Raw genomic sequence first — 19,891 nt, forward strand, 5'->3', positions numbered from 1 at the left:
ATCATCTTGGACGTGTCACGCTTCACGCTTCACGTTGCTCATCCCAAAATACTTTGCCTTCACCTCTTCCATCAGAGAGACTGTGACACGGGAGAGGCTTCGATCCGCCGCTGTCCGTTCAAGCTCGATGCGCGCCATGGCACGAACAGGAGCCGGCACTCGCTCCAACCGCCGCTCCGCCTCTGGATCCCATTCGATACGCTCCCCGGTTCGTGGCCGTAGGAGCGCATCATAGGTCACGACACGGTCACCGTGACGACGAACATCTTGCTCGATCTCCTCCCGAACCAACAGGGCCAGATACGGCGGCATCCGCTCCAGTCGATGTAGGGCCTCATCAGTCCAGAGCAATCGATCAACGAACTGCCGTGGCTCACCTTCCGGCACATCGATACCAACTTTCAACCCACACCCTCGGCATTCCGATCGGATGAACCATTGGGCTGCACCATCGGTATTCATCCGCTCTTCGATCCCTTCTGTGTGCATCCAACGACCGCATCCACATGTCAGCATAGCAATATGCTACCCAATCTTCCCGGGGTAGAGGATATACAGCATCGTGTAGGTAAAGCTTCCGGTGACGAACAATACGCAATAGATCACCATCGTAAACCTGCCAAGTGCACGGTGTCGTTTCGCCCCATCAGGCCAAATCCGTTGAATGGTCATCTCGATCGCAAAAACAAACGCCACCAGAAGGAGAAACACCAGATACACTTCCAGCTTTCTCATCGAAAATCCAGCCATGGCGACACGCGAATAAAAGAGCCCTAATACCACCATAGCAATCGCACCGAAGATCAGACTCACCCTCTTCCACGTCGTGAGCAACCGGGATTCTCGAAGAGACCGAACGCCATGGATGAACTGCTGGGACCGAAAGCCCAACACGATCATATAGACCGCCATGATCAGACCGATGATGACGAGAATAATATGGAGTGTCAGGACGGGAATGAAGACATAATCATAGAGCGACTGGGATCCACCGAATCCTTCCTTCCCCTCAACGGCCAGGACACCAAGCTGTCGAAACAGGTAATACGCGATAAAGAAGCTGAGCATGGAAATCATGCCGCCCAGCATCAGCCAATGGTGCGCATCAGCATGTCGTCTTCGAGCTTGGAACCAGCCCACGATGAAGAGCCCAGTAAACAGCGTCGCCATCAGCTGGCTTAAATCCGCCCCGATTGTTGCATGGGTCCCTAAAAACCCTGATTCCCGTAACCAATCCATTACGACCGTTCACCCATTTTCTCAGCCATCTATCCACGCTTGTTCACCAACCGAGGTGGGAAACACGCGTTCTTTCGAATCTCCAGTGGCGACAAGAGGTCATGGTTTCACGCCTTGCACCACAGCCGTTTTTTCCAGCTCCTCAACAGAGACAAACCCCGCCTCCGTCAGCCATTGAGCAGCATCACTCGCCCGATAACAGCCGCCATGCTGAGTATTCACTAGAATATGCACCGCGAAGGCGGTCGTCCAGGCCGGACCGGCACCAGATTCCTCCAAAAACCGATCTTTGATCACAAGACGCCCACCCGACCCGAGAGAGGCGAAGACTTTGTCAACGACCTGCCGATTCATCTGAAATGTTTGATAGTGTAAAATGTCCGACATGAGGACGAGATTGTAGGGACCACCGAGCGGATCTGAATTGAAGTCTCCTGGCAACAATTGAATCCTAGACTCAAGTCCGGCTTCCTTCACCGTTTTTTCAGTCAACTCGAGCGTGGCTGGAAGATCAAACACGGCGGCAGTCAATTCTGGATACACCCTGCAAAAGGCGATGGCGTTGGTTCCAGCCCCGCCTCCCAGATCCAAGATTCGCTCCTTCCCCATCAGGTTCAAGCGCCGAGCCAAATCCGGCCCACTTTGTTGGCCGATACGGTTGAGGACGGCCAGCACATTGCTCCCCAGCTCCGGGTCGGTCTCAAAAACATGTCGATCGACCATCCGATGCCCCGTACGAATCGTCTCTTCCAATCGTCCCCAGTTGTTCCACTCGGCATCATGCAGGAGCAGGAGGTGCCCCACATATTGTGGCGAATGCCGAACAAGATGTGTCAGCGCCGTCGACGAATTACCGAACAACTCGCCGTCTTTTGTCAGCAGCTTCATCGCCACGAGCGCATTCAAGAGGATACCAAGCATCGAGGCATCCGCGCCAACCCGCTCTGCGATCTCCTGAGCAGATTTCGGCCTCGTATCGATAGCTGAAAACACATCGAGTCTTGCAGCCGTCAATAGAATCTTGGTTTCCCAGTAGTACCCAAGCTGAAACACTTCCGCGAGCGAGAGTTGTCGTGACACACCAATCCCTTTGGCCTGACGCTTCAAAAATTGGCATATTACCCACTGGGGAAACGGAAAGGCAAGACAACGAACTGGTTGGATTTACACAGAAAAGACGAAGGGCAGCGGTTTACTCCGCTGCCCTTCGTTTATGGACCATGGATTGAAAACTGCTGCTTACTTGACCTCAGCCTTGAGGTTAGCAGTTCCCCCGTCCGTCACATCGACATCGAATTCAACCCGGGCACCTTTTGCGGCAAACGGATGCCAGACCACCACCTTGTGCTTCCCGGCAGGAACATCCTTGATTTCGAATGATCCGTCCTCTTTCGCCACCGCATAGTGTGCGTTGGTGACAGGGAGGAAGAAAGATTGCATGAACTCATGCTGGTCGCACTGTAAACGGAAGTACCCGGTCTTTTCCGCACCGCCTCTGAACACAACCGGCTTCTCCAAGGTGTCACCCTTCTTCGCAAGGCCGATGTTGAACACCGTTGCCGAGGTGTTGCCCTTCACCGTAAAGCTATGCGGGTTGTGGAGCACTCCGGCCACTGACTTGGGATCATCCGGATCGGCATCCGTATTTTCAACCTTAAATGGCCGCTTGTTGACGACCACACCGCTGAACGGTTGGAAATCACAAAATTCCGCCTTGACTTCCGTACCGGCATAACCGTCCATAAAGGCCTTATCTTCGATATCCACCACCGCAACAACGGCCCCCTTCAAGCCGCCGTCTTTCCCAACTTCAATCTGCTTCAGAAACCGCTTGTCCCCATCAACCTTGCCCTTGTCAGCGATCTTGATACAGAAATTAGGGTTCGGGAACTTTGAAAAGAGAAACTCTTTCTGTTCCGCCTTACCGGAATAGGTCACCTTCCCGGCGATCGCTCCACCTGCATACGAGGTGAGGGGCGCCGCAACCAACGCGACAGCGGCCACGCCAAATACCATTGATAACGCACTCTTCATTGGTCTGCCTCCTTGTAAAAGACTACCCATCATGGCTCCGACTCACTCCATCCGCTTTCCCCTCTGCGGGGAAGCACCATTCTTATCCTCATGGATTTGGATCGAAATACCCGGTACCACTCGTGTAGACCAAGTATGTATATGAAATAATACCGTCCGCTGTCAACGTTAAACAAGAGGTCGCTGAGTCTTCTCTGCTGTAGCTATTTCCCCCTTCATCCTGGTACTGTTGGGGCAGTTCATTGCTCAGTTCTTGAACCTTGATATATTCGAGAGCCTCAGCCTAAACTTACATGAATCGATATCCCCTCCTTCATTAACACTCATTATGTCAACACCAGCAGAATCCGCGATTTACCTCAAACGGACCTATCCGGTCTATATCACAAAGGTTTTATTTGGTCTGGTGACACTCAGCGCGGTGATCGGGGTACCGGCATACGGCCTACTTGTCGGCTACACCTGGCTAGACTGGACGATGTTCGGACTGCTGTACATGATTACCGGACTAGGTATTACAGTCGGGTACCACCGCCTGATCTCGCACCGAAGTTTCGCGTGCCCGGACTGGGTCAAGGCCGCATTCCTCATCGCCGGTGGATGGGCACTGCAGAATTCCGCCCTCAAGTGGGGAGCGGACCACATTCGGCACCATGCCAACTGTGACCAAGACGCGGATCCGTACAACGCGCAACTCGGTTTCTGGCATAGCCACTGCGGATGGCTTTTCTCCGACCAGCGGTATGTGGACGAGAAATACGCAACTCGCCTCCGGCAGGATCCGGTGATCATGTGGCAGTACCGCAACTACACCACGATCGTGCTGTCAGGGCTCGCGCTGCCGTTCGTCGTGGGTTCCATACATGGCGGTCTGCTGGAAGGCATCGGCTGTTTCATGTTGGCCGGTGTTGGCCGAACGTTTGCTGTTCTGAACTCGACCTTCTGTATCAATTCAGTCTGTCACCTCTGGGGAAATCAACCGCATAGCCAATCAGATTCCAGTCGTGATAGCTGGATCGTGTCGCTCCTGACCTTCGGCGAAGGGTATCATAACTATCACCATACCTATCAGAGCGACTACCGAAATGGGCCACGCTGGTATAACTTCGACCCATCGAAATGGTTGATCTTCTCGCTTTCGCTCATCGGACTTGCCTGGTCGCTCCGCACAGCGTCTGCCGGGCAGGCAAAAGTCTCCAACCTGTAGGTTTTCACTCATAGCTGGAACGCCGGATAGGACGCGCAGCGGAACTGCCCGTCCTAATACTTTCGCAAGGAGACGGGAGGGAGATTCCACAAAGCCTCACGGACCTTTGCCCATAGCAAATCCAGCATGAGGGCAAGGTCGGGAGCGCTCCGGGCAAGCAATTTAATTGCCAGACCTGGGACCGGCGGCATCGAAACTCCACCTAGCACTTGGCCAGGCAGATTCCCCAATATAGAGGCACATTTCGATTCAAGCCCTGCCCAAATCTCAGGTGACACTGCGTCGTTCACAACATAGAAGGAGGCGACATAGTCCCACTCCTCGACAAGCCCGACACATCCGAGGTCTGATGTGGGCTCCAAGACATAGCGCTCGACAAGCACCCCACCAGCGGCCGTTGTAATTTGGATTTCGTTCTCGAGGTCACTGAAGGCCCATCGTTCATCTCGAGCCATCCGTCCCGAGGCAAGAGCATCCCACAGGACAATGGTGGCACCAGGTGCCAGTGTCGCATGAATCGACTGACGAAATCGCGATCCGGCAAAAGGAATGGTGTGTTCCGGCAACCATTCCAAAATGGCATCAGGTCCCACCGTAATGTTGATGATCTGCTCGGACAGCTTCCCTTCTGAACGATAGACACGGTTGGCAGACGGCGCGGAGACTAGGACATGGGAGTCCCGATCCAGATTCATGTCGATGGAGAGACCGTCACCCCCGACAAGACCGCCGGATGGATTGACAAGGAGTGTATACGCCGCTCCGGTATCATCAAGATAAATGGGAGGGAGAAGCTTCCACGGTGTCGTAACGTATGAATCGGCAATGATCGTTTTTCCCTCGACCTTCGCGTAATCCAGCTTGAGCTCACCGACCCGCCCGACCAACTCAGTGGCAAATTGCACCGGTGTAGTCCGTTTCTGAGAAGGTCTGCTTCTCCGAAACGGTTTGGTTTTCACAGAGTCGCGACGACTCCGAGCCACCCGGTTGCGTGCCCCCCCCCGAGCCGGCACGTTATGAGTGCCCCGCTCGCTGGGGAAGGCGCTGTTCCACCCAGGCTACGACGGAGTCCAGTCCTTCCCCGCTGAGAATATTGGTAAAGGCAAACGGAAGGTCGCCCCGCATCCGACGGGTATCCTGATCCATGACGGACAAATCGGCTCGAACGTGCGGCGCCAGATCCATCTTGTTGATGACAAGGAAATCAGATCGGGTAATCCCTGGCCCGCCCTTTCGTGGAATCTTGTCCCCTCCGGATACATCGATCACATAGATGACATGGTCCACCAATTCCGGGCTGAATGTCGCGGCAAGGTTGTCTCCCCCACTTTCCAAAAAGATCAATTCCACATCCGGATGGCGCCGAAGTAGGTCGTCGATCGCTTCTTGGTTATGCGAGGCATCCTCGCGAATCGCTGTGTGCGGACATCCCCCGGTCTCAACACCCACAATCCGGTCGACCGGCAAGGCTGCTCGTTTGGTGAGGATTTCTGCATCGATCTTGGTGAAAATGTCGTTGGTCACTGCAGCTAAACTGTAGCGCTCGCGCAGCCGCTGACACAGCGCTTCGACAAGCGCGGTCTTACCGGATCCAACAGGTCCTCCAATGCCAATGACCGGAATGCCTTTTTTTCTCGCCTGTGTCGGAGTCCAATTGTGATTGTGTTCACGATTTAGGTCGTGCATGTTCGTTTAAAGAATCGGCAGCCTCAAGCCGAGCGCTACGAACCGCCGTCCTTTTCCTTTCCATTGTAGAAATGTTGTGCCTAGACCTCCGAGTTAGGACCGAAAGAGCCTCCACTCGAGGGAACCATGGCGCATCGAATAAATGTCTTGAATGGGCGACCATGAACTCATCCGGGCGCTCGAATCCACTTCCCTACTGATCCGCTCGATCAAAGGAAGCCATTCGCCCAAGATGCGCTGCCCCTCATGTTGGCCGATCGGACTCAATCGCATGGCCGCCGAAACAAAACCGACGGCAGTTTGGTACAGGAAGGCCGCTGCTGTTTCTTCGGGATTCCAGCCGCATACCCCCAGCGTAAGGCCGAACGTCACCGCAAGATGGCCGGGAGCGCGGTCCGCCTCTATCTCATCACGATATTCACTTAAGATCGGCTGAGCTTTGACTTGATCAGCCGCAACTCGAATTACCTGACGCCCCATCTGACGACTGGCCATCCGCGACTCACGACCCAGTTTTGTTGCATCCAACCGTCGATCAATCTCAAGAGCGGCCGAAATCATTCCGTCAGCCCCAGCCGCGTTGGCGATCTTCGTAGCGAGAGCTTCTCGGCGGCTCATGCCGCCTCGCAGTAGATCTTCAATATATCGCGCAAATTGATCAGAATTCTTCACTGCGCCGTCTTGTACGGCCGCTTCCAATCCTGAAGAAAATGCGTAGCCGCCGGAAGGGAAAAACGTATCGACAAATCGGAGTCCTTCAAGTAATGCGGGCGTATTCATGGGAACATGCTGACACGTGATAGGCTGGCCTATGCTGACAGAGCGGAACGACTTTCCTTACCTACCCTGTCAACAATCCCCCTGACCCTTGTCAGCCCTTCAGAACAGGAAGTACCGCTGTGCCATCGGGAGCACCACCGCCGGCTCGCAGGTGAGCCGCACACCGTCTGCCGTCACGACGTACGTTTCGGGATCGACTTCAATTTTCGGAAGATAGTCATTCAGCTTAAGATCGCGCTTGTTGATGCTCCGGCAATTCGTAACTGCGGCTATTCGTTTCTGTAGTCCTAGTTTTTTCGGAATTTCGCGATCCAGACTCACCTGCGATACGAACGTCAAGCTGGTGCTGGTCAACGCTCTTCCGAACGCCCCAAACATCGGACGGCTGATGATCGGCTCCGGGGTCGGGATGGAGGCGTTGGGATCACCCATCTGAGCCTGAGCGATGAACCCGCCTTTCAGCACCATCTCCGGCTTGACGCCGAAAAATGCAGGCTTCCAAATGACCAGATCAGCAAACTTCCCGACCTCCACGGAACCAACCTCGTGTGCGATACCGTGGGTGATTGCTGGATTGATCGTGTACTTGGCCACATAGCGCTTCGCCCGGAAATTATCGTTCTGTATCGAATCCTGCACGCCGGCCGGTGACAAGTGACCTCGCTGAACCTTCATCTTATGCGCATTCTGCCACGTTCGAATGATCACTTCACCGATTCGCCCCATGGCCTGAGAATCGGAGGCCATAATACTAATTGCCCCAAGATCATGAAGAATATCTTCTGCTGCAATGGTTTCACGACGGATACGAGACTCCGCGAACGCCACATCTTCGGGAATCCTCGGGTTCAGATGGTGACACACCATCAACATGTCGAGATGTTCATCCATCGTATTGGCCGTAAACGGCATGGTCGGATTCGTGGACGATGGGAGCACGTTCGGTTCTCCACAGACCTTGATGATGTCCGGTGCATGTCCGCCTCCAGCGCCTTCCGTATGGAAGGTGTGAATCGCCCTTCCCTTGAACGCCCTGATCGTGTCTTCGACGAAACCGGCTTCGTTCAAGGTATCGGTATGGATCGCGACCTGTACGTCATAGCGTTCTGCAACGCTCAAACAGGTGTCGATCGCAGCCGGTGTCGTCCCCCAATCTTCATGCAGTTTGAGACCGATGGCACCTGCCTCCACCTGCTCGTTCAACCCATCGGGATGGGAGGAATTCCCTTTACCAAGAAACCCAAGATTGATAGGAATGCCGTCCGAGGCTTCCAACATCCGGTAGATATGCCATGGCCCTGGTGTGCAGGTCGTGGCATTAGTGCCGGTTGCGGGGCCAGTTCCACCTCCTATCATGGTCGTAATACCGGACGAGAGCGCGTCCCAATACTGTTGCGGGCAGATAAAGTGGATGTGGCTATCAATGCCGCCGGCTGTCACGATATGTCCTTCTCCGGCGATCACTTCCGTTCCCGCACCGATCTCCATCCCCTGCGTGACATTCGGCATGAGATCGGGGTTTCCCGCCTTGCCGATTCCGACAATCCGGCCGTCCTTAATCCCGATATCCGCCTTCACGATCCCGCTGTAATCTAGGATGAGTGCATTCGTGATAACGGTATCGAGCGCGCCGTTTGCACTGGTGGCCCGGGTCGATTGCCCCATGCCGTCACGAATGACTTTGCCGCCACCAAAGACGGCCTCATCGCCGTAGGCCGTAAAATCCTTCTCCACTTCAATGATCAATTCGGTGTCGGCAAGCCGAACACGATCCCCCGTTGTAGGACCGTAGAGGGATGCATATTGTTTTCGTTGAATCTTCACTTGACCCCTCCTTTCACGGAAAATCCACGTTCAGCTGCAAGTGCGAGGGCCTTACCCTTGACTTGAGAGTCATCGAGCGATCCCTCCGTCAACCCATTGATACCGTATGCGATTCGGCTCCCTGCCACGGCCACAATCGTGACGCGCTTTTCCTCTCCTGGCTCAAAGCGTACGGCCGTACCGGCAGGGATACAGAGCCGAAACCCGAACGCCGCTTCGCGATCGAACATGAGCGCATGATTGGCCTCAAAAAAATGGCAGTGGGAGCCGACCTGGATAGGGCGATCAGCCGCATTCTTAACCAGAACTTCTTTCGTTTCACGTCCCTTGAACGCTTCCACATCTCCAGACGCAACGAACATCTCACCCGGTATGACCGGTTTAGCCAACTCGCTCTTGATGGCTGCCGCTAAAGAACCTTTTGTTCGTTGGAGGGATTTCTTTCTCTGCGCCGGAGCTCGCTTGGTCTTCTTCGGCATACGTTTCCTCCTGCAGGGAAATGAGATGAGTGATCAGGCTTACGCCCCTGCCTATCGAATTGGATTATGAACAGTTACCAGCTTGGTCCCATCAGGGAAGGTCCCCTCGACCTGAAATTCGTGAATCATTTCCGGTACGCCTGGCATGACGTCCTTACGTGCCAGGAGCGTGGTACCGTAGGTCATGAGTTCGGCCACAGATTTCCCGTCACGAATTCCTTCGAGCACTGCGGCCGTCAGATACGCCACGGCCTCAGGATGATTCAGCTTTAGACCTCGTTTTTTTCGGTCTGCAGCCAGCTGCCCTGCAACGTAAATCAAGAGTTTTTCCTGCTCTCTCGGGGTCAAATGCATGAGTCCTCCTCCCTAAAGCAGCAACCCTGCCCTACTTCCTAAGAACAATAAAACTCGTGAGGATAACGGATTTGCATATCAGCTAAGGCCTTCTACTGCAGAATGGAGATGCATGTCTACCTGATCGATCAGCAACAGGAGAATCCATCCCAGAAGTCTGAATAGGCCAGGAAACAGGAGCCGACCACAGACCTCGCCTATCCGTTGTGCGGATCCGATATCGAGGAGACTTGCTTTTCAATGTTCTCCGATCGACACCATTAACTTGGCCAACATCCATACACCCACCGAAACGCTAGCGAGGCTGGCCAAGCCCTGCACACCGATAAACAGTCGTTGATTACACGAACGCGAGAAGATAACCGGAACACTGATTGTCAAACCAATCAGCATCATGCCGATGATCGACCCGACGCCGAAGATCAGAATCGACAAGAGGCCTGAACTGACATCGCTCGTCGTTGCCAGAATCATCAGGATCAATGCTGCCGATCCGGCCAATCCATGCGCCATGCCGATACAGAGCGGACGGATCGAGTCCGCCACCCAATGGCGATGATGATGGGTTTCCTGTCGTTGATGGCTATGGAAGTGAACATGGTGTTCACCGTCATGACGATGGCTGTGCACATGCCACCGTTCGCGGTACAACTTTCTCGCGAGCATCCCGCCAAGGACGATGAGTAACAAGGCTACCCCTGATTCAGCAATCATTTCAAATTCCGCAGGAATATGCAGTCCCAAAGCAAGAACAACCGCTCCCACGAGGAACAACGTCAAGGTATGTCCGATCCCCCACCAGAATCCGACGGCTCCCGATGCGAAGAGTGAAGGCCTCTCAGCAAGCACAGTCGAAACCGCCGCGAGATGATCGGCATCCAAGGCATGTCGTAGCCCAAGGAGGAAACCGACTCCGAGCAATGTCAACAATTCGGCTTCATGCATATCGCACTAATGCGGCTCGCATTATGATGATCTTCTTCTCCACCACCGCATGGATCACTACACGAATGGAGCCGTTCAAAAAACAGATCGTGGAGTCGTCGCTTAGAAACCTCTCCCGTGTCACTCCTCTTACACCGTCAGGTGTTGGCGGACCATGTCGGCATTGAGGTCGGAGCTTTTGCCCTGGGCCATGACGGCGCCCTTGGCCATCACCACATACTTTTCCGCGAGGCGGGCGGCGAAGTGGAGCCCCTGCTCGACCAAGAGAATGGCAAAACGGCGCGACTGTTTGAACCCGATGATGACATCCTCGATCTGATCGACGATGGAGGGCTGAATCCCCTCGGTGGGCTCATCGAGCAAGAGCAGCGTGGGGCTCGAGAGAATCGCGCGGCCGATGGCTAACTGCTGCTGCTCGCCGCCGCTGAGCACCCCGCCGGGGCGATGCAGAATCTGCGTGAGTTTGGGGAACAGCTGATAGACCTCCTCAAAGGCCGCCGACTCGGACACATCGCCCGGGATCGCCGGCCGGTTCCAGTAGCCCAGTAACAGGTTTTGATGGACCGTCAAATGGGGGATAATCTCGCGCCCTTGCGGCACATACGCCAGCCCCTGGCGCGCCCGGCGATCCGTCGACTCCCGTGTGATCTCCACGCCATTGAACCGAATGGTCCCCGACCGCGCCGGCAGCAACCCGGTCAAGGTCTTGAGCGTGGTGGTCTTGCCCATCCCGTTGCGCCCCATGAGACAGACCACCTCGCCCGGCTCGATGGTAAACGAGACGTTCCGCAGAATATGGCTCTCGCCGTAATAGGCGTTGATCTGGTCGACGACTAACGTCAGCGGCGGAGCGGGTGCGGTGGTCTGGGGCATCGGTCCTCTCGGGTCGGGGGCGCTTTACTGCGCGACTTTCGCGCGCCCTAAATAAATCTCACGCACATGCTCATCGGCTTGCACCTGCTCGACGGTGCCTTCACAAATGACGGTGCCCTCGGCCAACACCGTGACGATGGTGGCAATCTGCCGCACAAAGTCCATGTCATGCTCGATCACGACGATGGCTTGCTTTTGGGACAGCGTCATCAACAAGTGCCCGGTCTGCTCGGTTTCCTTGTCACTCATGCCCGCCACGGGTTCGTCGACCAAGAGCAAGGCGGGCTCTTGCACGATCACCATGCCGATCTCGAGCCACTGTTTTTGGCCGTGCGAGAGGGCCCCGGCGCGCGCATGGGCCTGCTCGGTCAACCCGATGGTCTCCAACACCTCACTGATCCGGGCCCGTTCCGCCGACGTCGTCTTGCCGACCAAGGTGGGCACCACGCCCTTGCTGGCGCGCTTGACCGAGAGGTCCAGGTTTTGCCACACCGAGAGATTGCCGTAGATCGACGGCGCTTGGAATTTCCGCCCAACGCCGAGCTTGGTGATGTCCTCCGCGTTCTTGCCGACCAGACTGATCCCGTCGCCGAACCGAATGGTCCCGGAGGTCGGCGGGGTCTTGCCGCAAATGACATCGAGCAAGGTCGTCTTGCCCGCGCCGTTCGGCCCGATCACCACGCGCAGCTCGTTGTACTGCACACTGAAATTGCAGTTGTTCAACGCCTTGAAGCCGTCGTAATCGACCACGACGTGTTCGCAGGAGAGAATCCGGTCGCCGGGCGTCACGTCACCGTCCCCCCTTCCGCCTTGACCCGCAGCGCAGGGGGCTCCTTGCGCGCGGTCAGTTTCCGAATCATCCCGATGAGGCCGTCGGGGAACAGCGTCACGACAATCACAAAGAGGCCCCCCAAAATAAATGGCCACGCTTCGGGGAAATAATTGGTCAAGACACTCCGGCCATAGTTGACGGCGACGGCACCGATGATGGCGCCGATCAAGGTGCCGCGCCCCCCGACGGCCACCCAGATGACCACCTCCAAGGACGGCAACACGCCGATCTGCGCCGGGGTGATGATGCCGACCTGAGGCACGTAGAGCATGCCGGCCAATCCGGCCAACCCGGCCGCCACGACAAACACAAAGAGCTTGTACCGCCACGGGGTGTAGCCGGAAAAGGTGACGCGGGATTCGCTGTCGCGGATCGCGATCAGCACGTTGCCCGCCCGCGAGGCGACGATCCACCGGCACAGCAGATAGGCGGCCCCAGGGCCAGGACGGTGAGGACGTAGAGCCCCCGCTGGGTGCTGGGGTCGGAGAGCCGAAAGTCGAGCAGCTGCTTAAAATCGGTCAAGCCGTTGGTGCCGCCTAAGCGCGTCTCGTTCCGATTGAAGACCAGCCAGGCGGCAAAGGCTAAGGCCTGGGTGATGATGGCGAAATAGACGCCCTTGATGCGGCTGCGAAACGCCAGCACGCCGAAGAGGGTGGCGAAGAGGACGGGCACGAGGATCGCGCCGACGAAGCCGCCCCAAAAACTTTTGAAGGGATACCAGAACAGGGGGAGTTCTTGGACTTGGGTCCAGACCATGAAGTCCGGCAGCTCGCTCCCGTAGACGCTCTCGGACCCGATTTGCAGCGCGAGATACATGCCCATGCAATAGGCGCCCAAGCCGAAAAAGACGCCCTGCCCGAGACTCAAGACGCCGCAGTAGCCCCAGATCAGATCCAGGCCGAGTGCCAAAATCGCAAACGCGAGAAACTTGCCGAATTGATTGAGGCGAAAGTCGGAGACATGGAACCACGCGTCCTCGGCCGGCAACAGGTTCAGGGCCGGCAGGACGACGAGAAAGAAGAGCCCGGCGACCGCAAACGCCAGGGTCTCCCGCGACGACTGAGGGGCGGCACCGGGCTCAGGCATCGGCACTCCGTCCTTTCGCCGCAAACAAGCCCTGCGGCCGCCATTGCAGGAAGAGAATCACGCCCACGAGGATAAAGACTTTGCCGTAGACGGCCCCGCTGAACGGTTCAATGAGCTTGTTCAACCCGCCGATCCCCAGGGCGGCCCAGATGGTGCCGGCCAGTTTGCCCACGCCCCCGGTGACCACGACCATGAAGGAATCGACGATGTAGTTCTGGCCCAGGCCCGGATCGACGTTGCCCACCATGGTGAGGGCCCAGCCCGCAATGCCCGCCAGCCCCGAGGCAAAGGCGAAGGTATACGCATCGACTTTGCGCGTGGGGATCCCCAGGCACGCGCTCATGTTGCGATTTTGGGTGACGGCGCGCACGCGAATGCCCAGGGTGGAGCGGAAGAGCAAGAAATAAATCCCCAGGACGCACACGATCGAGAGGAGGATGATGAAGATCCGGTTGTACGGCAGGTAGACGCCGACCATGACTTGGGCGCCCCCGCGCAGGGCCTCGGGCGCAATCACGGCGGTCAAATCGCCGAAGTAGACGCGCGCCGCTTGCATCAAGATCAGGCTCACGCCCCAGGTGGCGAGCAGGGTCTCGAGCAGCCGCCCGTAGAGAAACCGAATGACGGTGGCTTCGAGGAGCCACCCAAAGGCCGCCGCCGAGACAAACGCCACGGGCAGGGCCACGGGGAAGTACCAGTCGAAGGCCTCGGGGGCCACCCAGGCTTGAAAGGCTTGTTGGGTCATGAAGGTGGCATAGGCCCCCACCATCATCAGCTCGCCGTGCGCCATGTTGATGACGCCCATCAACCCGAAGACGATGGCGAGCCCTAAGGACATGATGAGGAGAATGGAACTCAGGCTGATCCCCCGGAACAGGGTCTCGATCGCGGTGGCCCACGAGGACCAGGATTCGATTTGCGCGATGGACGTGGCCGCCGCCGTCGCCAGGGTCTGCTGCGCGGCGCTCGCCGCCGGGGCTTGCGCCGCCTCCACGATCGCCTGGAGCGCACTCACGCTATTCAGGCTCCGCAGGTCTCCCAGCTGGGTGACGGCCGCCAGCTGAACGGCCGGGTCCGCCGCCTGCACCTCCAGCAGGGCTTGCGCCTCTTGCATGGTGTACCGCACCCACCAGACGTCCTCCGTCGCGGCCGCAGCCTTCAGAAACGGAATGGCCTCGGCGCGTCCCCCCATCGCAAGGTCCGCCGCCGCCGATCGCCGCGTATCCGGCGAGGCGCTCGCCAGGTTGGCCCGATTCTTCAGCAGGTCGACCACCGGTTTCATCGCAATCCGCACGGCCCGGCTCCCCACCTCCCGAATCTCGTCGAGCCGCGGGAGCAGGCTGGCATCCCCTGCTCAATCAGCACCTCGGCCGCCTTGGTCCGGACTGCTGCGTCCTCGCTCTGCAGGTCGAGGAGCGCGGACTCGATCGGACCGGCCGCGGACGCACTCATAGTCACTTGTGCTCCAGTCTCGTCAGCGGCCAACGCGGACTGGACAGTGAGGCCACAGAGCAGCACGAACGCAACACTCAACACGCGCAGCATAGTCGGGATGCCAGTCCGGCACATCACCACGTACACCCTTTCCACATGCTTCTTTCCAACAGATACCAATAACCAATCGATGAGAGGGCTGGAACCTCTATTTGAAAGAGGTTCCAGCTCATCACCTAACCGAGAACCACTCACCGTCAGAACCGTCCGTGAAACCACGAGACGGCTCTGCATCCAGAATCCCTACTTCTTATAGGTCCCCTGATGTTGAATCCAGTCGCACCCCTTGTCGGGGTTCGTGTACTCGCTCCAGGGTTCCGGTTTCACCAAGCCCTTGGACCGGTGAATGACTTTGAACTGCCCAGTCTTGAGAATTTCCCCGATCAACACGGGCTTATGCGTATGCTGATTACAGCAATCCATCATGATTTCCCCGCCCGGGGCCAGAAACTTCTGGTTATAGACCGCCGCACGCACGTTGTCGACGTCGGTGGAGCCGGCCTTCTCGACGGCCTGCTTCCCACGTAGACGCCGAAGTACGCGGCTTCGATCGGATCGTCGGTGACCCGATTGTCGCCGTCCGGGAGGTTGTTCTTCTTGCAATAGGCTTTGAAATTCGCCACGAATTTCTTGTTCTGCGGCGTGTCCACGCTCTGATAATAATTCCAGGCGGCTAATTGCCCCACCAAGGCGCTGGTGTCCATGCCCCGGAGCTCGTCTTCGGCGACGCTGAAGGCCATGATCGGCGCATCTTCGGCCCGCAGCCCCTGGTTGCCGAATTCTTTATAGAACGGCACGTTGCTGTCCCCGTTGATGGTACTGATGACGGCCGCGCCACCGCCGGCGGCAAATTTCTTAATCTTCCCGCAGATGGTTTGATAATCCTGGTGATGGAATGGGGTATATTCTTCGGCAATGTTCGCCGCCGGCACCTTCTTCGCCAGCAGCATGGCCCGCAGGATCTTGTTCGTGGTCCGCGGATAGACGTAGTCGGTCCCCAGCAAATAGAATTTCTTGTAGCCGCCCCCTTCGGCGCTCATGAGGTATTCGACGGCCGGTGCGGCCTGTTGGTTGACGGCGGCCCCGGTGTAGAACACGTTGCGCGAGCACTCCTCCCCCTCGTACTGGACGGGATAGAAGAGTAACCCGTTGTTTTTCTCAAAGACCGGCAGGACGGACTTCCGGCTCACCGAGGTCCAGCAGCCGAACACCACCGACACTTTGTCTTCCAAGAGCAGCTGCTTGGCCTTCTCGGCAAACAGGTCCCAGTTCGACGCCGGATCGACGATCTTCGCTTCGACGGGCCGCCCCAGCACTCCGCCCGCTTTGTTGATCTCCTCGACGGCCATCAGCACGACGTCCCGGAGCGAGACTTCACTGATCGCCATGGTGCCGCTCAACGAATGCAGCACCCCGATTTTAATCGGCGGCCCGCTCGCCGCATACGACAGCGCGTACTGCCCCAGATTCCCCAACAGCGCGGCGACACCCACGCCCGCGGCCACTCGCCCCGTCTGCCCTAAAAATTCGCGCCGCGACGCCCCCGCGGTCGGAGGCTCGGTGGCCGGCTCGGTCTGCGTCTGCTTCGTGTCCTGCGTCTTCATGATGCATCACTCCTTTGCTGTGCGGTGAGGTGCTCACTCCGGTTGATGCGACAAGACTGATAAACTTCTCTGGAACGTATCAGCCCGTACAAACTTTCTCTTTAATTCGATCAGACTAATACTGGGGTATCACCGAATCACACGACTTTCGAGCAGGCCTATCCCCCCTCCTTTCTCCAAAAAATTCAGAAAGAGCCTGGATATATTGCTGTCTGACGAGAGAGAGCTGAAAAGAGCTGCTATCGTGGGGCGTATACTCTGGGAGAAGACCGGATCCGAATAATGACTTGCGTGCTACTGAGGTTGTACTTATTCTCAGGCCGATCATTCCCCCCCCTGAAAGGCGATGTATTTATATACTGCCTTCCACATAGTGTCAACCGACTTGAAGGCAGCTCACTCAATTGGCGTGGATCCCTCAATATCCCTGTGCTGGAACCATTGCTCGGCATCTGTTTCGATCTGGGCCTTCCTTGTTGGCCCTCGTTTTCAGAAGATGAAAGCAGGACTTGATTGGATTCACTCTACCTTTCTCATGCTTGTGAACATGCAATCAAGAACTTTTAAGCTTTCGTCGACGCGGATGTTCTGAAACCTACCTCTCTCTCACTATGACCTCACTATAACGATGGTCACAAAACGGTTAAAAACTTACAGCCTTCTCAAGACTCTCGGCAGGGAGAGTTTTTGTGTTTGCGTCACGTTCCTGCTACACTGCCAGTCTCATCTAATCATCCAAGGCGACGAGTCACCGCTATGCATGAACCAGCTTTGTCAGTCGTTAGGCGCCTAGTGCACTGCTTCATGATGAGTTGTTTGACCGTCATCGCCGTCGGGTGTGCCGGATCTCGCCCCTCCACCCCCATTCACGAGGCTGCTGTTGGCAAGGTGTTCCTTGAGCAGGTCCCGGACAAATCCTTTCAAGCCGCACACCCCATCAAGCTATCGGAGACGACGGTCGTCGATATCTTGCGTGGCGTCCATACGAAAGAAAAATCAGGACTCTTGTTGCTGCTCGGCAAGGCGTTGAAATCCACGAACCTTAACGATATCCGGACGTTCTCTGAGGATGACATTGTATACCTCGCTCCTCATATTACGACCGCCCTCGCACAAGCGACACCCGATCAACGAGTGGGTTTTCATGTGTATTCCGGACCAGCGATTTCTCAACAACCGAAAGCCAAACAACAGAGAGAAACCACGGCAGGCTATTTCTTCGCAGACGGCCTCTCCTTGCACTTTACACTGACTCAATACCGATACTACCCTGGGAAAAAGTCGACCAGCAGCCAGAAGGAGCCTCGTTCTCTCCCGGATACCGATGGGTTACGTGACAGAGAAGTGACGTTCATCCCCGAGGCTGCTGTGCGACCTGACGTGTACGATCGGTCAAGTTGGATTGGAAAATCTGAAGATCATTCGCTTGCGATTGACTACCAACTCTTGACGAAGGTTCTCACCGCTCCTCAACCAGCCCCAACGGCGCAGCAGCGTCCTGCAGCTTCGCCGGCTGCGGTATCGTCCCAATCAACAAGCGCGGTTCAATCGCCGCCTACTGGAAAGAGCGATGCAGACATCCAAGCATTTAAGGAAGAACTCAAGGCACTTCAAAAGAAAGTCGATGAGCAAAGCGCCGAACTCCAACGACTGAAAAGCGACCAGTCAAAGAACACACCGACCCCCTAATCATCATCGACGCGACTCGACGATCAGGTCGCCGCACAAAGCGGTCGACGTCACGACTCCATCTTGATACAACCTCTCATGACGCGTTGTATCCTATGAAATTGAACAATACGGCACTGTCGCTGTTTGTGAAATTCTGGGCGGCTAGTGACTGGCCGGTTGGGGATCAAACATCTCCTCCAACTGAGGAGAAGACCCGACCTCGACACTGACTGAGGTCTCTTCATCTGTTTCGATCGTCTCCATATTCGCCTTTTCCGAATCTTCCTCCGGCATCCTGTCTCCATCGATGGGAAGGAGTGCCTGTTCCCCTTCACCAAGCTCCTTGAACTCTCGGAGTGGAGGCAAGTGCGAGAGATCGCTCAGACCGAAGTGCTCTAAGAAATACTTCGTGGTCCCATACATGATCGGACGCCCAGGAACTTCCTTGCGCCCGACGATCCGAACCAGCTTCCGTTCCAAGAGGGTGCGCAACACGCCGGAAGCTTCTACGCCACGAATTTCTTCGATTTCCGCACGTACGAGCGGCTGCTTGTAGGCAATAATCGCCAGGGACTCCAGTGCAGATCTGGACAGCTTCGCCGTTGCCTTGCTTTTGTCCAACCGCTTGATCCAGGAGACATATTCCTGCTTGGTCACAATGCGATACCCGCCCGCGATTTCGGCCAGGCGCACCCCACGTCCTTCTTGCTCCAGTGCTTGGCCAAGGTTCTGCAACCCCTCTTCCACCTCAACCTTTGTCACTGTCCCAATCACCGAGGTGAGTCGAACAACCGACATCGGTTCGGAAGACACAAAGAGAAGCGATTCCAGGATTGCCTGAAGCTCGGCCCCGCTCTGCACGGGGTCAAGACCAACGGCTCCTTCCGCGGAATGTCCATTGTTCGCCGCAATATCCATCGCGCTGAGTTCGGTCGTCTCCTGAACCAAATCTGCCTCTCCTGACGTCATATCCCCTTCCATTCTTCCCCGACGGTGTGAAGCTCCGCCGGATCCGGCACTAGAGAAAATGTCCGTGACACCAGAATCGGTCCGAATGTCTCGGCTTGAAACACCCGGGCTACCCGAAGTCGCATCAGTTCAAGCAACGCCAAAAACGTGACGACGATCATCACCCGATGAATCGGCCCTTCAAACAACGCTGCAAAGGAAACCGAATCTTTCCCTTCGAGCGTTTCGAGGATGAGGTTCATCCGCTCACGCACCGTGAGATTGTCAGGTACGATTTCGAGCAACCGGCTGCTTGGATTTCGATCGAGCACTTCCTGAAGCGCATCAACCAGCTCAAACAGAGAGACATTTTCTAACGGGAGATCGTCTTCAACCTGCTCGACCGGTGGTACGTGTTCACGCCAGAAGATCTCGCGCCACATTCGTTCCTGGCTATCAAGCTGACTCGCCGCTTCTTTGAAGGCCTTATATTCGAGCAACCGCCGAACGAGCTCTTCTCGTGGATCCGGCCCGTCCTCTTCATCGTCCGCCCGCTCATCTGCAGGCAACAGCATTTTGGACTTGATCTGCAGTAACGTCGCGGCCATGACCAAGAAATCGCCTGCCACATTGAGATTCAGTTCCTCCATCGCCTCCAGATACTCCAGGTACTGCTGCGCAATCATCGCGATTGGAATATCGTAGATGTTGATCTCATTTTTCTTGATGAGATGGAGTAGGAGATCGAGCGGCCCCTCGAAATTCTCGATGCGAACCTGGTACGGGAGTTCGGTCTGTTTAGAATCTTCTGGATGAGAGTCCACAGGAGGTGTTT

19 protein-coding genes and 2 pseudogenes are annotated in these 19,891 nt (G+C 56.3%); 2 read left to right on the forward strand and 19 right to left on the reverse strand.

What is annotated here, in order from left to right; all coding sequences use genetic code 11:
• Positions 1 to 15: 15 nt before the first annotated feature.
• The 4 genes from IPM58_18705 to IPM58_18720 form a co-directional block, all read right to left on the reverse strand.
• Positions 16 to 489 (reverse strand): PCP reductase family protein, encoded by a 474-nt coding sequence (locus IPM58_18705; protein MBK9309072.1) that lies wholly within the window; start codon positions 487 to 489, stop codon positions 16 to 18.
• Between the two features lie 36 nt (positions 490 to 525).
• Positions 526 to 1,239 (reverse strand): DUF420 domain-containing protein, encoded by a 714-nt coding sequence (locus tag IPM58_18710; GenBank protein MBK9309073.1) that lies wholly within the window; start codon positions 1,237 to 1,239, stop codon positions 526 to 528.
• Positions 1,240 to 1,338: 99 nt separating this feature from the next.
• Positions 1,339 to 2,319 (reverse strand): methyltransferase domain-containing protein, encoded by a 981-nt coding sequence (locus IPM58_18715; GenBank protein ID MBK9309074.1) that lies wholly within the window; start codon positions 2,317 to 2,319, stop codon positions 1,339 to 1,341.
• Positions 2,320 to 2,478: 159 nt separating this feature from the next.
• Positions 2,479 to 3,273 (reverse strand): hypothetical protein, encoded by a 795-nt coding sequence (locus tag IPM58_18720; GenBank protein ID MBK9309075.1) that lies wholly within the window; start codon positions 3,271 to 3,273, stop codon positions 2,479 to 2,481.
• A 328-nt stretch (positions 3,274 to 3,601) separates the two neighbouring features.
• On the opposite strand from IPM58_18720, the gene IPM58_18725 reads away from it, so the two are divergent.
• Positions 3,602 to 4,480 carry a fatty acid desaturase gene (locus IPM58_18725; protein MBK9309076.1) on the forward strand — a complete coding sequence of 293 codons (879 nt, stop codon included), beginning with the start codon at positions 3,602 to 3,604 and terminating at the stop codon, positions 4,478 to 4,480.
• Between the two features lie 53 nt (positions 4,481 to 4,533).
• Here IPM58_18725 and IPM58_18730 read toward each other — a convergent pair whose 3' ends face one another.
• The 13 genes and pseudogenes from IPM58_18730 to urtA form a co-directional block, all read right to left on the reverse strand.
• Entirely contained in the window at positions 4,534 to 5,385 is an 852-nt protein-coding gene (locus tag IPM58_18730) for an urease accessory protein UreD (GenBank protein ID MBK9309077.1), read from the reverse strand.
• A gap of 109 nt (positions 5,386 to 5,494) precedes the next feature.
• Positions 5,495 to 6,166 carry an urease accessory protein UreG gene (gene ureG / locus IPM58_18735; GenBank protein MBK9309078.1) on the reverse strand — a complete coding sequence of 224 codons (672 nt, stop codon included), beginning with the start codon at positions 6,164 to 6,166 and terminating at the stop codon, positions 5,495 to 5,497.
• 93 nt (positions 6,167 to 6,259) lie between these two features.
• Positions 6,260 to 6,946, reverse strand: a complete 687-nt coding sequence (locus IPM58_18740; GenBank protein MBK9309079.1) for a hypothetical protein — start codon at positions 6,944 to 6,946, stop codon at positions 6,260 to 6,262.
• A gap of 99 nt (positions 6,947 to 7,045) precedes the next feature.
• Positions 7,046 to 8,764, reverse strand: coding sequence for an urease subunit alpha (gene ureC, locus IPM58_18745; protein MBK9309080.1), 1,719 nt, complete (start codon positions 8,762 to 8,764; stop codon positions 7,046 to 7,048).
• Between the two features lie 2 nt (positions 8,765 to 8,766).
• The gene (locus IPM58_18750; GenBank protein MBK9309081.1) at positions 8,767 to 9,132 is read right to left on the reverse strand and encodes an urease subunit beta; all 366 of its coding nucleotides are present in this window, start codon (positions 9,130 to 9,132) and stop codon (positions 8,767 to 8,769) included.
• A gap of 168 nt (positions 9,133 to 9,300) precedes the next feature.
• Positions 9,301 to 9,603 (reverse strand): urease subunit gamma, encoded by a 303-nt coding sequence (gene ureA / locus IPM58_18755; GenBank protein MBK9309082.1) that lies wholly within the window; start codon positions 9,601 to 9,603, stop codon positions 9,301 to 9,303.
• 237 nt (positions 9,604 to 9,840) lie between these two features.
• The gene (locus IPM58_18760) at positions 9,841 to 10,548 is read right to left on the reverse strand and encodes a sulfite exporter TauE/SafE family protein (GenBank protein ID MBK9309083.1); all 708 of its coding nucleotides are present in this window, start codon (positions 10,546 to 10,548) and stop codon (positions 9,841 to 9,843) included.
• A 129-nt stretch (positions 10,549 to 10,677) separates the two neighbouring features.
• The gene (gene urtE / locus IPM58_18765; GenBank protein ID MBK9309084.1) at positions 10,678 to 11,421 is read right to left on the reverse strand and encodes an urea ABC transporter ATP-binding subunit UrtE; all 744 of its coding nucleotides are present in this window, start codon (positions 11,419 to 11,421) and stop codon (positions 10,678 to 10,680) included.
• A gap of 24 nt (positions 11,422 to 11,445) precedes the next feature.
• On the reverse strand, positions 11,446 to 12,210 hold the full coding sequence (urtD, locus tag IPM58_18770; GenBank protein MBK9309085.1) for an urea ABC transporter ATP-binding protein UrtD: 765 nt from the start codon (positions 12,208 to 12,210) through the stop codon (positions 11,446 to 11,448).
• A pseudogene (gene urtC, locus IPM58_18775) lies at positions 12,207 to 13,339 on the reverse strand (urea ABC transporter permease subunit UrtC). Before urtC ends, urtD begins: the two are co-directional and overlap by 4 nt.
• Positions 13,332 to 14,633, reverse strand: coding sequence for an urea ABC transporter permease subunit UrtB (urtB, locus tag IPM58_18780; GenBank protein ID MBK9309086.1), 1,302 nt, complete (start codon positions 14,631 to 14,633; stop codon positions 13,332 to 13,334). Before urtB ends, urtC begins: the two are co-directional and overlap by 8 nt.
• Positions 14,618 to 15,067, reverse strand: a complete 450-nt coding sequence (locus IPM58_18785; protein MBK9309087.1) for a hypothetical protein — start codon at positions 15,065 to 15,067, stop codon at positions 14,618 to 14,620. Before IPM58_18785 ends, urtB begins: the two co-directional genes overlap by 16 nt.
• A gap of 9 nt (positions 15,068 to 15,076) precedes the next feature.
• Positions 15,077 to 16,437: pseudogene (gene urtA / locus IPM58_18790) on the reverse strand (urea ABC transporter substrate-binding protein).
• 804 nt (positions 16,438 to 17,241) lie between these two features.
• On the opposite strand from urtA, the gene IPM58_18795 reads away from it, so the two are divergent.
• Positions 17,242 to 18,126: a hypothetical protein gene (locus IPM58_18795; GenBank protein ID MBK9309088.1), complete on the forward strand. Its 885-nt coding sequence runs from the start codon at positions 17,242 to 17,244 to the stop codon at positions 18,124 to 18,126.
• Positions 18,127 to 18,270: 144 nt separating this feature from the next.
• Here the strand turns inward: IPM58_18795 and scpB are convergent, their stop codons facing one another.
• Positions 18,271 to 19,077: an SMC-Scp complex subunit ScpB gene (gene scpB, locus IPM58_18800; GenBank protein ID MBK9309089.1), complete on the reverse strand. Its 807-nt coding sequence runs from the start codon at positions 19,075 to 19,077 to the stop codon at positions 18,271 to 18,273.
• Positions 19,074 to 19,880, reverse strand: a complete 807-nt coding sequence (locus tag IPM58_18805; GenBank protein MBK9309090.1) for a segregation/condensation protein A — start codon at positions 19,878 to 19,880, stop codon at positions 19,074 to 19,076. The genes scpB and IPM58_18805 overlap by 4 nt, the downstream gene beginning before the upstream one ends.
• Positions 19,881 to 19,891: the final 11 nt, after the last annotated feature.

It is taken from the genome of Nitrospira sp. (assembly GCA_016715825.1).
GTDB lineage: Bacteria > Nitrospirota > Nitrospiria > Nitrospirales > Nitrospiraceae > Nitrospira_D.

Coding starts and splice junctions, on each gene's coding strand:
- IPM58_18705 (MBK9309072.1), bottom strand. CDS start 489: ATGCACACAGAAGGGATCGAAGAGCGGATGAATACCGATGGTGCAGCC.
- IPM58_18710 (MBK9309073.1), bottom strand. CDS start 1,239: ATGGATTGGTTACGGGAATCAGGGTTTTTAGGGACCCATGCAACAATC.
- IPM58_18720 (MBK9309075.1), bottom strand. CDS start 3,273: ATGAAGAGTGCGTTATCAATGGTATTTGGCGTGGCCGCTGTCGCGTTG.
- IPM58_18725 (MBK9309076.1), top strand. CDS start 3,602: ATGTCAACACCAGCAGAATCCGCGATTTACCTCAAACGGACCTATCCG.
- ureG (MBK9309078.1), bottom strand. CDS start 6,166: ATGCACGACCTAAATCGTGAACACAATCACAATTGGACTCCGACACAG.
- IPM58_18740 (MBK9309079.1), bottom strand. CDS start 6,946: ATGAATACGCCCGCATTACTTGAAGGACTCCGATTTGTCGATACGTTT.
- IPM58_18750 (MBK9309081.1), bottom strand. CDS start 9,132: ATGTTCGTTGCGTCTGGAGATGTGGAAGCGTTCAAGGGACGTGAAACG.
- ureA (MBK9309082.1), bottom strand. CDS start 9,603: ATGCATTTGACCCCGAGAGAGCAGGAAAAACTCTTGATTTACGTTGCA.
- IPM58_18760 (MBK9309083.1), bottom strand. CDS start 10,548: ATGCATGAAGCCGAATTGTTGACATTGCTCGGAGTCGGTTTCCTCCTT.
- urtE (MBK9309084.1), bottom strand. CDS start 11,421: ATGCCCCAGACCACCGCACCCGCTCCGCCGCTGACGTTAGTCGTCGAC.
- IPM58_18785 (MBK9309087.1), bottom strand. CDS start 15,067: ATGCAGAGCCGTCTCGTGGTTTCACGGACGGTTCTGACGGTGAGTGGT.
- IPM58_18795 (MBK9309088.1), top strand. CDS start 17,242: ATGATGAGTTGTTTGACCGTCATCGCCGTCGGGTGTGCCGGATCTCGC.
- scpB (MBK9309089.1), bottom strand. CDS start 19,077: ATGACGTCAGGAGAGGCAGATTTGGTTCAGGAGACGACCGAACTCAGC.